A 14,224-nucleotide genomic window follows, 5' to 3' on the forward strand; every position below is an offset into this window, starting at 1 on the left:
GTATGCGGCAACCGGCGCGATCGCCCGGGGATCGCCGGAGGATCACCAGGCGGGCTCGCCCAGGTTCTGCCTCTGAAGCAGCGCGGCCAGCTCTCTCGCGTCCTCGGCGTCCAGGCCGAGGACGACGCGCGGCCGGCCCCACGGATGGTCGATGGAATGGGCGACGTAGCTGGCGACCGACTCGGTGGCGCCCTCCTGGTCCTTGCCGCGGGCGGCCCGCCAGTGGGCCCACGCACGTTCGAGTTCGGCCGCCGCCCGCTGGGCGCAGGAGACCAGTTCAGGATCACGCATGTCTACCCCCGCTCGGACGCCGGCCGCCCGCTGCCCCCGTGACAGCCGCGGGCCGATGGACCGGTCCGGCGCGCCGGGGCCGGCGCCATGCTACGAGTCAACACGGGGACGGTGCCGATCCCTCGGATGTTGACCTAGCCTTGGGGATCACTTGGAGCCGGGCCGGTGCTGTGCCGCACCACCAGGCGCGGCGTCACCTGGCGCAGCCGCGCGGTCTTGCCCGGGTCGGTGATGCGGTCGCTCAGCAGAGCGGCCGCCGACCTGCCCATCGCCCGTCTCGGCTGGTCGAGCGAGGTGAGCGAGATGTGGTGCACCGCGGCCAAGTGGGTGTTGTCATACCCGACCACCGACAGGTCCTCCGGGACGCGCAGGCCGAGCTCGCTCGCCGCGACCAGCACCCCGAGGGCGACGATGTCGTTGGCCGCGAAGATCGCCGTGGGCCGGGGGGTACGTTCCAGAAGAGCGCGAGCCGCGCGACGGCCGCCCTCCTCGGTGAAGTCGCCGTGCTCGACCATGATGTGCGGCGCGAGCCCGTGCCTGCGCATCGCGACCAGGTAGCCCTCGCAGCGGAAGCGGGCCGAGGAGGAAGGGGTGCCCTCGATGTGCGCGATGCGCCGGTGGCCCAGCTCGACCAGGTGGTCGACGGCGAGCCGCGCGCCGAGCTGGTCGTCGTCCACGACGATGTCCACGCCGTCGAGGTCCACGTCGCGCTCGCCGACGACGACCGTCGGGGTGTAGGCGGCGGCCTCGGCCAGGGTCTCGCTGGACGGCGCGACGCCGAGCAGCACCAGGCCGTCCACCCGCAGCTCGAGGAACGCCTCGACGGCCTCCTCCTCGAAGGCCGGGTCCCAGCGGCCGCTGCCGATCAGCAGCCGGAGCCCGTCGCCGTGCAGGCTCTCCTGCAACCCGTCGAGGAACTCCGCGTAGAACGGGTTGTGCAGATCGGCGACGAGCGCGCCGACCAGGTGGGTGCGTCCTTCGACGAGGCTGCGCGCGACCGCGTTGGGCCGGTAGCCGAGCTCCCGCGCCGCTTGCAGCACCGCCTCGCGCCGGTGCTCGCTGACATGAGGCGAGCCCCGCAGCACCAGGGAGACCAGCGACTTCGAGACGCCCGCGCGTTCTGCAACGTTCCGGATCGTCGGCCGGGGACGGGGCCCTTGGGCGTCGCCCAGCCCTCCTTCGGCCGTGCCGAGATCGGGACGGTACCGATCGGTCGCCTGCATGGACGGTCCTGACATGGTTCTCCCCACGCTGAGTGGATGTGCACCTGTCAGACCAAACGATCGAGTCGCGTTGAGGGTACGGGTGTGTTGCGCGGCTCGGCAGATGGTCATTTGGGCCGCGTTATCCGGCACCGCCTTCGATAGTGTGCGCATTGTGGGTGCGACATCAAGGGCCCCAGGTGAGCGAGACAGCGCCGATCCTGGTGACGGACGCCCGGTCCGGCGACGACTGAGCGTGGACCGTCGCCGCGAGGAGCTCATGGCCGCCGCGCTGGAGCTGTTCAGCAAGCGCGATGCCGAAGATGTCTCGATCGACGACGTGGCCAGCGCCGCCGGAGCCTCCCGGGCGCTGGTCTACCACTACTTCGGGGGCAAGCAGGAGCTGTACGTCGCCGCGTTGCGCAGTGCGGCGCTGGAGCTGGAGGAACGGCTGCGGCCCGTGCACGGCGGCACCGCCTTCGAGGAGCTGGCCGCGGGGCTCACCCGCTACTTCGACTTCGTGGAGGACCACGCGGCCGGGTTCGCGGCGTTGCTGCGCGGCGGGCCGGCCAACCGGGCGGGCGAGGTGGGCGAGATCGTCGAGGGGGTCCGCCAGCGCCTGTTCAAGATGATCACCAACCAGTTACGGGTGAGCGAGCCGAGCCCGGCGTTGCGCGCGACGCTGCGGGCGTGGATCGCCTCGGTGGAGACGGCGGGGCTCGACTGGCTGGAGAACCGCGACATCGAGCGGCCCGAGCTGGAGCGCCTGCTCGTCGAGCAGATGGTGGCGCTGCTGGAGGTCGCCGCCCGTCACGACGGCCGGACCGGCGTGTCGCTCGCGGACTTCCCGGGTGAGGACGGGGGCCGGGAGGCGGAAGGGTAGAGGAATGGGCCGGTGGTTCGCCGGCGGGCCCGGCGTCCGCGGAGGCACGGGCAGGAAGCCCTGTCGGCATTGTCCGGCCGCGGGGTGCGGGGCCGTTCGAGGGCGGAGCGCGCGCGGGGAACGGTGATAGGGCTTCCGTGCGGTGGAGGCCCTAAATCCGTTTCCCACCGGGACGCACCCGCATGACCGGGTGAGGTGGCGCCGGGCGGGCGGCGCCGCTCACACCGGATCCATGGCCGCGATCGTGGTCGCCCGGACGCGCAGTCGGGGGCATCTCCTCCCCCGGTGGCCCGGGCCGCCTGACGCGATCATGGGTTCTGTGGACGCGCTCACTCACATGTATGACGCGAGCGCGCCGGTTCTCCCCCCTAGGACCTTGGCGGCTTCCGCCTCACTCCGACCGCTGCTGCGGGATGCCCGCGAGCAGCGCACGGACCTCGGTCTCCCGGTAGCGCCGGTGACCGCCAAGGGTGCGGATGGACGTCAACTTGCCCGCCTTCGCCCACCGAGTAACGGTCTTGGGGTCGACGCGGAACATGGTGGCGACCTCCGCCGGGGTGAGCAGTGGCTCGGCCTCGGGTGTACGAGCTGACATTTGTGCGGCCTCTCCTCCGTGGACCGGCGACAGCGATCCTGCGACTTGTGTTGGCGCTTGTCACGGATGTCCCTCAATGATCCATTAGTACGGATTTTTCTGGACCATATGTGGTATCACCCGATGTGACCATACAGCCACGTAGAGCGATTGGCGAGCCCTGTAAGCACAACGCCTTGTCCACGGGTTGATGTCACGCTCGGTGATTCTAGCGACACGTTTCGTGGTATCGCAGTGAAAACGGCAAACTACTCAGTTCGCAGAAGCGAGCTGGTGACTCCCGTTACCTACTTTTGCAGGTCACGTGCATGATTTGCGGTTCAGTTCGCCGATTCGAGGGCTTGTATTGACTTCCAGCGCACGATCACGCGCTGATACATGGCGAAGGCCAGTTCTTCTTGACCCGTGTCCAGTCCGGTGAGTGCGGCCGCCAGCTCGGCGGCGGACTGGTCGGACTGCAGCGTGGCGTCGTCCATGAGGTGCACCAGGCCGCCGTAGTCGAGCTCCACCAGCGAGTGCGGGTGGAACTCCTCCAGCCAGCGCCCGACCTCCTCCACCTCGGTGAGCGTGCTCACCTCGCCCACGTGCCGCCGGATGACCACCAGCGCCCGCGCGACCCTGCGCCGGGCCTGGGCCATGGAGGTGACGTAGAGCAGGTTGCGCGCCGGGGCGGTCGTGGTCGGCGCCGCCGGCTCGGTGGCCGGCTCCTCCTGGCGGCCGAGGACGAGCCAGCGCTCGGCCGAGTCGAACGGCACGAACCACGGGGCGGGGATGTGCCAGGTGCTGGTGCGGATGTGCGTCCTCAGCGAGGAGGAACCGCCCTGCTGCTTGTAGCGGTCGAAGTCGTCGGCCGTCTGCTCGGCGATGGCGCGGGGGACGAAGCGGTCGGCCAGCTTGACGGGGGTGGCGCCGCGGAAGCGGGCGAAGGCCAGCCAGGAGCGCAGCCTGCTCTGCCACGGGCAGACGTACAGCGTCTCCTCGATGCGGCGAAGGTAGGCGTTCAGGCTTTCGCCGCCGGGCGCCGGCAGCGCCGAGACGCCCAGCAGCCGCCGGACGGCCTCCGCGTGCTCGGCCTCAAGGGCGAACGCGCGGCGCGGCCGGTCCTTGGAGTCGGCGTAGGCCGCCCAGAAGGCGCGCTCGCGTTCGGTGAACGCGGACAACGGCTCGTAGACGCGGAGATAGGCGGCGTAGGGCAGCACATCTCGAATGGTGCCACGTAGCGGCGAGCGGACGCGAGTGAGAACCCCGCCGCGGCGGGAGTGGCGTGCGCTCCGCGGCTCTGACGTGTCGCGATATGGACGATCATGGTGAGCCTCGAGGCGGGCTGGATAGGGTGGTTTCCTCAGATCCGCCGCGATGAGGCGGCGGACGGAAATGACCGGGAGTCACCAAAGTGACCGACGTCTTCGGGCTGTCCCACAAGGACCCGAGCCCAGCCAGCGGACAGGCGCCGCGACACGAGCAGGTCGTCTTCTGCTCCGACGACCGCAGCGGCCTGCACGCCATCATCGCCATCTACAGCACCGCGCTGGGCCCCGGGCTCGGGGGCACGCGGTTCTACCCGTACGAGAGCGAGCAGGCGGCCCTCGCCGACGTGCTCAACCTCTCGCGGGCGATGGCGTACAAGAACGCCCTGGCGGGGCTCGACCTCGGCGGGGCCAAGGCCGTGATCATCGGCGATCCGGCCAGGGACAAGAGCGAGCAGTTGCTGCGGGCCTACGGGCGCTTCATCCAGTCGCTCGGCGGGCGCTACTACACCGCCTGCGACGTGGGCACCTACAGCGAGGACATGGACATCGTCGCCAGGGAGTCCGGCTTCGTCACCGGGCGCACCGTCGCCCACGGCGGCGCGGGCGACTCCTCGATCCTGACGGCGTACGGCGTCTTCCAGGGCATGCGCGCCGCCGCCCAGTACGTCTACGGAGCCTCCACCCTGCGCGGCAGGCGCGTGGGCGTCGAGGGGGTCGGCAAGGTCGGCCACCGGCTGGTGGAGCACCTGCTGGAGGACGGCGCCGAGGTCGTGGTCTGCGACGTCAGCGAGCATGCCGTCGAGCGGGTCCTCGCCCGTCACCCCCAGGTCGAGGTGGTGGCCGACGCCGCCGCGATGAGGCTCGCCGACATCGACGTGTACTCCCCGTGCGCGCTCGGCGGGGCCCTGGACGACGACACCGTCGCCGGGCTGCGCGCCAAGATCGTGTGCGGCGGGGCCAACAACCAGCTCGCGCATCCCGGCGTGGAGAAGCAGCTCGCGGAGCGGGGAGTCCTTTACGCTCCGGACTACGTCGTGAACTCCGGCGGCGTGATCCAGGTGGCCGACGAGATCGAGGGGTTCAACATGGACCGCGCCCGGGTAAAGGCGACGCAGATCTTCGATACGACGTTGAAGATCTTTTCGATCGCTGAGGAGGAAGGGGTACCTCCGGCGGCCGCGGCCGATAGGCTGGCCGAGCGCAGAATGTCGGAAGTCGGTCGGCTTAGGGGTATTTGGCTGGGCCGCTGACCGCGGACGCCCATACGGCGTACCGAGCAGCGCGCAAAACAGGTACGGTTGTAGTCGAACGAGAGCTGGGGCCGGAAGTCAGGCGGCGTCAGCGCGTGGAGCGTTAGCGACGAGGGGTCGGGCACGACCCCGCATGAGGGGGTCGAGCCGATGGGGCGCGGCCGAGCCAAGGCCAAGCAGGTGAAGGTTGCACGCCAGCTCAAGTACAACAGCGGCGGCACCGATCTTGACCGTCTTCGCGAGGAGCTCGGAGTCAATCACGACTCCAACCGACACGATGATGACGTCGTCGATGATGAGCTGGCCGATCGGTACGCCGATTACGCCGGTGACGTCGACGACGATGACGAGGACGACAGGTCCCGTCGCCGTTAGGCGATTTTCGGGTTGACGCCGGCAGGGCACCCGGCGAGCAGTGGCTCGCCGAGTGCCTCATTCGCGCACCGAAATGAGCTCCTTGCCGCCGCAAGCGGCAAGGAGCTCTTCGTCGTGTTCGAGCCTTTCGCCGCCATGTGACGTCAGCCTCATGATCGCCACGGTGACCTTGCGTCACGCGATGCCGCCCGGCGGCCGCCGGCGGTGGCCCGGCGGCCGCGGAGCCCCGGCGCCTCAGGCGGTGAAGCGGGCCGAGCCGGTGCCCTGGACGATCTCGCCGAGCACCCAGGCGTCCTGGCCGGCGTCGCGCAGGGTGGTCAGCGCGAGGTCGGCCGCGTCGGCGGGCACGATCGCGCACATGCCGACGCCCAGGTTGAAGGTGCGGTCCATCTCCTCGCGGGGCACCCCGCCGTACCCGGCGATCACCTCGAAGATCGGCTGTGGCGTCCACGACGAGCGGTCGAGCACGGCGTCGACGCCGGCGGGCAGCGAGCGGGCCAGGTTCGCCGCCAGCCCGCCCCCGGTGATGTGGGCGAAGGCGTGGACCTCCACGGCCCGGGTGAGCGCGAGGCAGTTCAGCGAGTAGATGCGGGTGGGTTCCAGCAGCTCCTCGCCCAGCGTGCGGCCGAGCTCCGGCGGCGAGGAGGCGAGATCCAGGCCGGACGTGCGCAGGACGTGCCGCACCAACGAGTAGCCGTTGGAGTGGACGCCCGAGGAGGCCAGGCCCAGCACCACGTCGCCGACCCGCACGCGGTCGGGGCCGAGGAGCCGGTCGGCGTCCACGACGCCGGTGCCGGCGCCGGCCAGGTCGTACTCGTCCGGGCCCATCGCGCCGGGGTGCTCGGCGGTCTCGCCGCCCACCAGGGCGCACCCCGCCAGCCGGCAACCCTCGGCCACCCCGCCGACGATGTCGGCGATGCGCTCGGGGACCACCTTGCCGCAGGCGATGTAGTCGGTCATGAACAGCGGCTCGGCGCCGCAGACCACCAGGTCGTCCACGACCATGCCGACCAGGTCGACGCCGATCGTGTCGTGCTTGCCGAGCGCCTGGGCGATCATCACCTTGGTGCCCACGCCGTCGGTCGAGGTCGCCAGCAGCGGACGCTTGAACCGCAGCAGCGCCGAGACGTCGAACAGCCCGGCGAAGCCGCTGGCGTCGTCCACGACCTCCGGCCGCCGCGACCGGGCGACCCGGGACTTCATCAGCTCGACGGCGCGGTCGCCCGCCTCGATGTCGACGCCCGCCGCGGCGTAGCTGGTCACCGGACCTCCTCACCGGTCGGCAGGACCGGGGACACGCGGAACACTGGGAGCACAGGGGGCGCTTCGGGCATGGTGGCGCGTCGCGCGCTCACGCCTTGGCCTCGAGAACGAACTTGCCGACGTTGTCGCGGTCGATCGGGATCGGATAGTTGCCGTCGAAGCACGCCCGGCACAGCCGCTCGGTCGGCAGCGTCGTGGCCTCGGTGAGGCCCTCCAGGGAGATGTACCCCAGCGAGTCGGCGCCCAGGGACGCGCGGATCTCCTCCACGGACTTGGACCCGGCGATCAGTTCGGCCTTGGTGGCAAAGTCGATGCCGTAGAAGCACGGCCAGGACACCGGCGGCGAGGAGATGCGCACGTGGACCTCGGTGGCGCCGGCCTCGCGCAGCATCTTGACGATCGCCCGCTGGGTGTTGCCGCGCACGATCGAGTCGTCCACGACCACCAGGCGCTTGCCGGCGATGACCTCGCGCAGCGGGTTCAGCTTGAGCCGGATGCCGAGCTGGCGGATGGTCTGCGACGGCTGGATGAAGGTGCGGCCGACGTAGGAGTTCTTGACCAGGCCCTGGCCGTAGGGGATGCCGCTCTCTTCGGCGTACCCGATGGCGGCCGGGGTGCCCGACTCGGGGGTCGGGATGACCAGGTCGGCCTCGACCGGGTGCTCCCTGGCGAGCCGGCGGCCCACCTCGACCCGGGTGGCCTGCACGCCGCGCCCGGCGATGGTCGTGTCGGGACGGGCCAGGTAGACGTACTCGAACAGGCAGCCCTTGGGCTCGGCCAGCGCGAACCGGCGCGAGCGCACGCCCTGCTCGTCGATGGTGAGCAGCTCGCCCGGCTCGATCTCGCGGACCAGGCTCGCGCCCACGATGTCGAGCGCGGCGGTCTCGGAGGCCACCACCCAGCCGCGTTCGAGGCGGCCGAGCACCATCGGGCGGATCCCCTGCGGGTCGCGGGCGGCGTACAGGGTCTTCTCGTCCATGAAGACCAGGGAGTAGGCGCCCTTGACCTGCGGGAGCAGCTCGGCCGCGGCGTCCTCGATGGACTTGGAGCGGTCGTGCGCGAGCAGTGTGGTCAGCACCTCGGTGTCGGTGGTGGCCCTGATCGCCCCGGTCGGCAGCCGCAGGGCCAGATCGGGAGTGTTGATCAGGTTGCCGTTGTGGGCGAGCGCGAGACCGCCGCCTTCGGTGGAGCTGAGCGTCGGCTGGGCGTTCTCCCACACGCTGGAACCGGTCGTGGAGTAGCGGCAGTGCCCGATCGCCAGGTGTCCGCGCAGGGTTCCGAGGACCGACTCGTCGAAGACCTGGGCCACCAGGCCCATGTCCTTGTAGACGAGGATCCTGCTGCCCTCGCTCACCGCGATGCCCGCGGACTCCTGCCCGCGGTGCTGCAACGCGTACAAGCCGTAGTAGGTGAGTTTGGAGACGTCCTCCCCGGGGGCCCATACGCCGAAGACACCACAGGCGTCTTGCGGCGCGCGGTCACGGGGGTCAAGGTCATGGCCGAGCCGGCCGTCGCCTTTTAGCACGTGCTTCAGTCTAAGTTGGCCCTGTCCGCTGCCGGTAATCCGGGTCCGGGCAAGGCGCGGCGTCCGTGCGGAATGGGGCCTTCGCGTGGCGCTTTGGGGAAAGATCTCCGCCATTTTGCCGTGTCGGCCGGACCGGGCGCACCACGCCGGGGGAGAGTGGTGGCACCCGGCATGCCCATACAGGTCGAAAGAGCGCACTGTGACGACACCTGGCGACCCGAACACCTCCCAGCCCTGGGGCGAATCTCGGGGCGGCACGCCGCCCGGAGGCGCACAGCCTCCGTACGGCGGCGAGCACGGCGGGGCGTACCCGGGTGGACCGCCCACCGGCGGTCAGCCTCCTTACGGTGGTCAGCCTCCGTACGGCGGACCGCCTCCGGGGACGCCGCCCGGAGGGACGCCGCCGTACGGGACGCCGCCCTACCAGGGCCCCTACGGAGAGCGCCCGCCCGGAGGCGGCGGGCTCGGCACGGCGGCGCTCGTGCTCGGCATCATCAGCCTGTTCTTGCTGCTCATCTGCGGCCTGGGTGTGCTGACGGCGATCGCCGGCCTGATCGTCGGGATCGTCGCGGTGGCGAAGAACAGCAACCGGGGCCGCGCGATCGCCGGGATCGTGCTGAGCGCGCTCACGATCGTGCTGGCGATCATCGGCTTTGTGTGGTTCCTCGGCAATTTCAGCGAGTGCTTCAACCTGCCGACGCAGGTGGAGGTGCAGCAGTGCGTGGAGCGCAAGCTGGGCGTGAACGTGGAGAACCCGTCCCAGTGACCCCCGGGGAGAGCCCCGGTGACCCGCGTGCCCCCTGGGCGGGCCTCGGTGGGAGCGGCGGGGCTCAGGGCAGGGGCAGGTGCTCCGACAGGTCGGCCCGGGCGCCGCTGGCGCTGATCCTGCCCGCGTCCATGGCCTCGTGCCAGGCGACGCGGCCGGTGGCCAGTTCGAGCCAGGTGAGCGGGTCGGTCTCGACGACGTTGGGCGGGGTGCCGCGGGTGTGCCGGGGGCCCGCCACGCACTGCACCGCCGCGTACGGCGGCACGCGCACCTCGACCGTCCGGCCCGGGGCCCGCTCGGCCAGGCGCTCCAGCAGGTGCCGGACGGCCAGGCGCGCGACGTCGCGCTCGGGCCGCAGGCCCTGGTCGTAGACCCGCAGCACGACCTGCACGGCGGCGTCGGGCGCGCCCTGCGCGGGCCCGTCGTAGGGATGCTCCCCGAGCTCGGCGAGCTGCGCGTCGAGCGCGGCCCGCACCTTCTCCACGTCTACCTTGCGAGCGGCCACGCCTTCCATCATGGCGGCTCCGGGCGCCGGATCGTCCCGCACGGGCGGCCTGCCCGTGCGGGACGGGCGTGCGTCCTCAGGCGGCCGTCACAGGGCGACGGCGGCCGCCGCCTCGCCGGGCGCGTCGAGGCGGAAGGCCGCCGTCCGGCCGGCCGCGGTCACCTCGTACTCGCCGAGGAAGCCGTTGAACCGCACCCGGCCCTGGTCGTCGGTGGCCATCGTGGTGGGCGGGAGCCACCACTCGCCCTTGACCAGCGAGTGCAGCGCGTCGTAGGAGGGCTTGCGGGTGCCGTCGAGCCGGACGAAGCCGCCCGGCGCGCCCAGCCAGCCGCCGTCCGACATGCCCCAGTACGTCATCGCCTCGACCGACGGGTGGGACAGGAGGGTCTTGTAGTGGCGCACGATCTCGTCGGCCTGGCGGGCCTCGCCCTCGGGAGTGGAGGGCCACTCGGGGATCTGGTAGTCGTTCAGGTCCTCGATGTCGGCGGGCATGATGTGGCCCGACACCAGCGTCGTCTCGGTGAAGTGGATCGGCAGGCCGTAGCGGGCGAAGCGGTCGATGGTGGCGAGGGTCCTCTCCTCGCCCCAGTAGCCCTGGTGCATGTGGCTCTGCAGGCCCAGCGCGTCGATCTTGATGCCGGCCTCCAGCACGCCCTCGATCAGGCACTCGTAGGCGGCGGACATGTCGAAGTCGTTGAGCAGCAGCGTGGCGTTCGGGTTGGCCTCGCGCGCCGCGTCGAAGACCATGCGCACCATGGGGATGCGGCCGATCTCGCGGCAGACGCGGGTGATGCCGTTGTCGTACTTGTCGAAGATCGGCATGATGACGACCTCGTTGATGACGTCCCACATGTCGACCAGGCCGGCGAACCCGCCCACCTCCCGCCGGATGCGCGCCGCCTGTTCGCGGGCGATCTCGGCGTTCGGCAGGTCCATCAGCCAGTCGGCCGTCACGGTGTGCCAGGCCAGCGGGTGGCCCTTGACCGGGACGCCGCGGTCGGCGAACCACCGCGCCGTCTTGCGCAGCCGCTCGGTGTCGGGACGGCCCCGGACGGTCTCGAAGCGCCCCCAGTAGAACGGGAGCGTGGCGAAGTTGAACACGTCGAACCACAGCTCGGCCAGGTGCTCGGCCTGGGCGGCGGAGGCCTCGCCCAGCGACCCGGTGACGCCGCCGGGGCCGGCCTGCTCCTCGGCGGACAACTCGCCGTTGGCGAGCGGGATGAAGTCGAACCCGATGCATCCGAACAGGAACTTGTGGCCGCGCTGTGCCACGACCACCTCCTGGCCTGCCAGCGGGGACCCGTCCACGGTGACCGTGAGGGTGGCGTCGGCGGTGCGGTGCTCGGTGATCGAGGGGTCGGCGGGGTGGGCCGGTCCGGCGTGCGAGGGCATGGGGACGTCCTCCAGGGGGTCGGGAGGGATGTGACCGGGCGGGGCGGCAGGGTCCCGCGGCCGTCGCCGCGGGCGCGGTCCTGGCCCGCCCGGGTCCCACTCTAGAAGCACCTCGTCGGCGGCCGCCGCCGCCATGGTCACCCGGATCAGCTCATCTCGTCCTGCGGGGCCGAGGGGGTGGGGGTGGGGGTGGGCACGCCGTTCGGCAGGGCGCTGCCCTTCTTCCACTGGGTCCAGGTGAGCTGCCAGTAGCTCCAGCCGTTGCGCCAGTCGAGCTTGCGCTTGGTGCCGGTGACGGTGACGACGTCGCCGCGCTGGGCGATGCCGTAGAACCACCTGGCGCCCGCGGGGGTGGCCCGCACGCAGCCGTGGCTCTGGTTGGACCTGCCGAGGAACTGGTAGTCGCCCGCGCTCTGGTGGACGTACTCGCCGCTGCTGGAGATGCGCACCGCCCAGGGGATCTCCAGCTTGTAGTACAGCGGGTCCTTGGGGTCGGTGACGCCCATCCAGGCGGACGTCATCGTCTCCACGGGCTTTTTGCCCATGGTCAGGTGGACGCCGCTGGTGGTGAGGTAGACGTCCACGCCGTTCCTGACCAGCCCGCCGCGCCCGGCGCTGATCGGGATGGTCTTGACCGTTTTGCCGTCGCGGCGCACCTTCATCACGTGCTTCTTGGTGTCGACCACCGAGACGTTGGCGGTGCCGATGGCGAAGCGGCGGCTGACGTCCTTGACGGCCTGGTTCCCGGCGATCTGCGAGAGGCGGGCGCTGAAGAGCACCTTCTGGTGCGGCTTCCAGTACGTCCGGGTGCGGTACACCACCTGGCGGTCGGAGACCCAGCGCCAGGCGCCCTCGACGGGCTTCTCGGCCTGGACCTGCAGCACCGTCTCGACGGCCGCCTTGTTCTTCACGTTCCTGTCGAAGGTCACGATGATCGGGGAGCCGACGCCGATCTTCTCGGTCTTCTCGCCCATCGGGGTGATGTCGGTGATGCGCAGGGGCTGCGCCTGCAACCGCCGCAGGGAGACGCCGGCGGCCCTGGCCTGCCCGGCGCCGCCCGTCGCGGCGGGGGACGGGTCGTCCGTCGCCCGGGGATGGACGCTGGTCTCGGTCGTGCCCCTGCCCGGCGCGGGTTGTGCGGTGCGCACGTCCGCCGAGCAGGCCGCCGCGGTGACCAGGGCGGCGATGGCCAGCAACGCGGGGGCCGTCCGCTTCAGGGGGTTCACTCTCTACTCCTCATATACGCGCTTCGCTCCGGATGTCATCCATTGCGTCTCTTATGTGAGACACCCGGAAAGCGCGTTATGTGCGCCAACGACCAATCACGATCACGTAACGATGGGCGGCGTCGGCGTTTGGCCGCCGGTTCCGGCGCCCCGTCCGGCCGCGCGAAACGCCGGGCGGAGCAGGCCGGATCGTCCTCGCGACCGGGGCGCCCGGACCGTCAGGCCACCGGCTCGGGGACGGGCTCGGGGGCCGGTCCGGCGGGCTCGCGGGCGGCGCCGGCGGAGGCCGGAACGGCGTCCGCCCGCCGCGTGCGCAGCGACACCAGGCTGACCGGCACCCCGACCGCCACGATCGCCGCCGCGACGATGAGCGAGAGCCGGTACCCGTCCAGGAACGCCGTCAGCGGCGCGGCGCCGGCGGCGGCGCTCGCGCTGGCCCGCGCGCTCAGGACCGCCCCGAGGACCGTGACCCCGAGCAGGCCGAACACCTCGCGGGAGACGTTCAGCACGCCGGAGGCCAGGCCGGCGCGCTCGGCGGGCAGCGCGCCGAGGATGGCGCTGGTGAGCGGGACGAGCATCCCCGCCCCGAGCCCGTACAGCATCAGCCAGGGGAACAGGCTCATGTAGGTCCCGTGCCGGCCGATGGTCGACATCGCGGCGATCGCCACGGCCATCGCGCCGAGCCCGGCGGCGACCGTGACGGCCGTCCCGAGGCGCGCGGCGATGCGCGGGGCGACGGTGGCGAGGGCCGCCATGAGCAGGGCCATGGGGACGAAGGCCGCCCCCGCCTCGGTGGGGGAGAAGCCCAGGACGTTCTGCAGCCACAGGGCGGTGAAGAAGTAGATGCCGAAGACGCCGAACGCCCACAGGCCCATGGCCAGCGTGCCGCCGCTGAAGACCCGGTCGCGGAACAGCGACAGGTCCATCATGGGCTCGCGCGAGCGGGACTCCAGCAGCACGAACGTCGCGGCGGCCACCGCGGCGAGCGCGAAGGCGCCCAGGATGGGGGCGGAGGTCCATCCCTCGCCGTCCCCCTCGATCAGCGCGTACGTCAGCGCGAACAGCGCGGCCGACGACGTCGCGAGGCCCGGCAGGTCCAGCCGGCGCCGCGCCGGCGTGCCGGTCCGGCCGATGGACCAGGCGGCGAGGGCCATGGTGATGACCCCGATGGGCACGTTGATCAGGAAGATCCAGCCCCAGTGCCAGTTCTCGCTGACGAACCCGCCGGTCACCGGGCCGAGCGCGAGGGCCAGGCCGCCGATCGCGCTCCACACGCCCACCGCGATCCCGCGTTCGCGGGCGTCGGGGAAGGTGAGCGAGAGCAGCGCCAGCGCCGACGGGGCCAGCAGCGCCGCTCCGACGCCCTGGGCGGCCCTGCTCAGGATGAGCGCGGTCCCGTCCCCGGACAGGCCGGCCGCCGCCGAGGCCAGCGTGAACAGCGCCACGCCGGCGAGGAACACCCGCCGCCGGCCGAAGACGTCCGCGAGCCGGCCCCCGGCCATGAGCAGTCCGGCGAAGACCAGAATGTATCCGCTGACGATCCACTCCAGCCCGGAGATGGTCAGCCCCAGCTCCCTCTGGATGGTGGGGAGCGCCACGTTCACCACGTTGTTGTCCAGATAAGTCATGAAGGTGGCCAGCGAGACCGCCACCAGCGCCCACCAACGACGTTGCACAGCTTCTCCTCTACGACGTACTTGT

Annotated in this window: 14 protein-coding genes; 4 read left to right on the forward strand and 10 right to left on the reverse strand. The window is 71.3% G+C overall.

All coding sequences use genetic code 11. The features are described from left to right. Nucleotides 1-42 precede the first annotated feature (42 nt). The gene (locus ABZU32_RS34735) at nt 43-291 is read right to left on the reverse strand and encodes a hypothetical protein (protein ID WP_354853027.1); all 249 of its coding nucleotides are present in this window, start codon (nt 289-291) and stop codon (nt 43-45) included. A gap of 134 nt (nt 292-425) precedes the next feature. Continuing rightward, nucleotides 426-1,514 (reverse strand): LacI family DNA-binding transcriptional regulator, encoded by a 1,089-nt coding sequence (locus ABZU32_RS34740; RefSeq protein WP_354929259.1) that lies wholly within the window; start codon nt 1,512-1,514, stop codon nt 426-428. Nucleotides 1,515-1,749: 235 nt separating this feature from the next. Between ABZU32_RS34740 and ABZU32_RS34745 the strand changes: the two genes are divergently transcribed. Beyond that, nucleotides 1,750-2,376 carry a TetR/AcrR family transcriptional regulator gene (locus ABZU32_RS34745; RefSeq protein ID WP_354929262.1) on the forward strand — a complete coding sequence of 209 codons (627 nt, stop codon included), beginning with the start codon at nt 1,750-1,752 and terminating at the stop codon, nt 2,374-2,376. 391 nt (nt 2,377-2,767) lie between these two features. Here ABZU32_RS34745 and bldC read toward each other — a convergent pair whose 3' ends face one another. Then, entirely contained in the window at nt 2,768-2,971 is a 204-nt protein-coding gene (gene bldC / locus ABZU32_RS34750; RefSeq protein ID WP_013133571.1) for a developmental transcriptional regulator BldC, read from the reverse strand. 320 nt (nt 2,972-3,291) lie between these two features. Further along, nucleotides 3,292-4,170 (reverse strand): hypothetical protein, encoded by an 879-nt coding sequence (locus ABZU32_RS34755; RefSeq protein ID WP_354853035.1) that lies wholly within the window; start codon nt 4,168-4,170, stop codon nt 3,292-3,294. A gap of 194 nt (nt 4,171-4,364) precedes the next feature. On the opposite strand from ABZU32_RS34755, the gene ABZU32_RS34760 reads away from it, so the two are divergent. Together ABZU32_RS34760 and ABZU32_RS34765 are read left to right on the forward strand one after the other, a co-directional pair. Further along, nucleotides 4,365-5,471 (forward strand): Glu/Leu/Phe/Val dehydrogenase dimerization domain-containing protein, encoded by a 1,107-nt coding sequence (locus ABZU32_RS34760; RefSeq protein ID WP_354929265.1) that lies wholly within the window; start codon nt 4,365-4,367, stop codon nt 5,469-5,471. A 150-nt stretch (nt 5,472-5,621) separates the two neighbouring features. Further along, entirely contained in the window at nt 5,622-5,846 is a 225-nt protein-coding gene (locus tag ABZU32_RS34765) for a DUF3073 domain-containing protein (RefSeq protein WP_354853039.1), read from the forward strand. Nucleotides 5,847-6,080: 234 nt separating this feature from the next. On the opposite strand, the gene purM is transcribed toward ABZU32_RS34765, so the two are convergent. Together purM and purF are read right to left on the reverse strand one after the other, a co-directional pair. Continuing rightward, nucleotides 6,081-7,109 (reverse strand): phosphoribosylformylglycinamidine cyclo-ligase, encoded by a 1,029-nt coding sequence (purM, locus tag ABZU32_RS34770; protein ID WP_354929268.1) that lies wholly within the window; start codon nt 7,107-7,109, stop codon nt 6,081-6,083. A gap of 88 nt (nt 7,110-7,197) precedes the next feature. Beyond that, nucleotides 7,198-8,634 (reverse strand): amidophosphoribosyltransferase, encoded by a 1,437-nt coding sequence (purF, locus tag ABZU32_RS34775; RefSeq protein ID WP_354853043.1) that lies wholly within the window; start codon nt 8,632-8,634, stop codon nt 7,198-7,200. Between the two features lie 199 nt (nt 8,635-8,833). On the opposite strand from purF, the gene ABZU32_RS34780 reads away from it, so the two are divergent. Further along, nucleotides 8,834-9,400 carry a DUF4190 domain-containing protein gene (locus ABZU32_RS34780; RefSeq protein ID WP_354929271.1) on the forward strand — a complete coding sequence of 189 codons (567 nt, stop codon included), beginning with the start codon at nt 8,834-8,836 and terminating at the stop codon, nt 9,398-9,400. A gap of 64 nt (nt 9,401-9,464) precedes the next feature. Here ABZU32_RS34780 and ABZU32_RS34785 read toward each other — a convergent pair whose 3' ends face one another. The 4 genes from ABZU32_RS34785 to ABZU32_RS34800 all read right to left on the reverse strand — a co-directional run bounded on the left by ABZU32_RS34785 (nt 9,465) and on the right by ABZU32_RS34800 (nt 14,199). Further along, nucleotides 9,465-9,905, reverse strand: coding sequence for a sterol carrier family protein (locus ABZU32_RS34785; RefSeq protein ID WP_354853047.1), 441 nt, complete (start codon nt 9,903-9,905; stop codon nt 9,465-9,467). A gap of 87 nt (nt 9,906-9,992) precedes the next feature. Further along, nucleotides 9,993-11,297: an endo-1,4-beta-xylanase gene (locus ABZU32_RS34790; protein WP_354929274.1), complete on the reverse strand. Its 1,305-nt coding sequence runs from the start codon at nt 11,295-11,297 to the stop codon at nt 9,993-9,995. Nucleotides 11,298-11,443: 146 nt separating this feature from the next. Continuing rightward, a complete protein-coding gene (locus ABZU32_RS34795; RefSeq protein WP_354929277.1) occupies nt 11,444-12,523 on the reverse strand; it encodes a L,D-transpeptidase in 1,080 nt (359 codons plus the stop codon). Between the two features lie 218 nt (nt 12,524-12,741). Then, complete coding sequence (locus tag ABZU32_RS34800; protein WP_354929280.1) at nt 12,742-14,199, reverse strand: MFS transporter; 1,458 nt, start codon at nt 14,197-14,199, stop codon at nt 12,742-12,744. Nucleotides 14,200-14,224 lie beyond the last annotated feature (25 nt).

The organism is Sphaerisporangium sp. NPDC005288 (assembly GCF_040607475.1).
Lineage (GTDB): Bacteria > Actinomycetota > Actinomycetes > Streptosporangiales > Streptosporangiaceae > Sphaerisporangium > Sphaerisporangium rhizosphaerae.

What these genes read in the sequence shown, in the direction of transcription:
- ABZU32_RS34735 (WP_354853027.1), bottom strand. Translation starts at nt 291, where the DNA reads ATGCGTGATCCTGAACTGGTCTCCTGCGCCCAGCGGGCGGCGGCCGAA.
- ABZU32_RS34740 (WP_354929259.1), bottom strand. Translation starts at nt 1,514, where the DNA reads ATGCAGGCGACCGATCGGTACCGTCCCGATCTCGGCACGGCCGAAGGA.
- bldC (WP_013133571.1), bottom strand. Translation starts at nt 2,971, where the DNA reads ATGTCAGCTCGTACACCCGAGGCCGAGCCACTGCTCACCCCGGCGGAG.
- ABZU32_RS34765 (WP_354853039.1), top strand. Translation starts at nt 5,622, where the DNA reads ATGGGGCGCGGCCGAGCCAAGGCCAAGCAGGTGAAGGTTGCACGCCAG.
- ABZU32_RS34790 (WP_354929274.1), bottom strand. Translation starts at nt 11,297, where the DNA reads ATGCCCTCGCACGCCGGACCGGCCCACCCCGCCGACCCCTCGATCACC.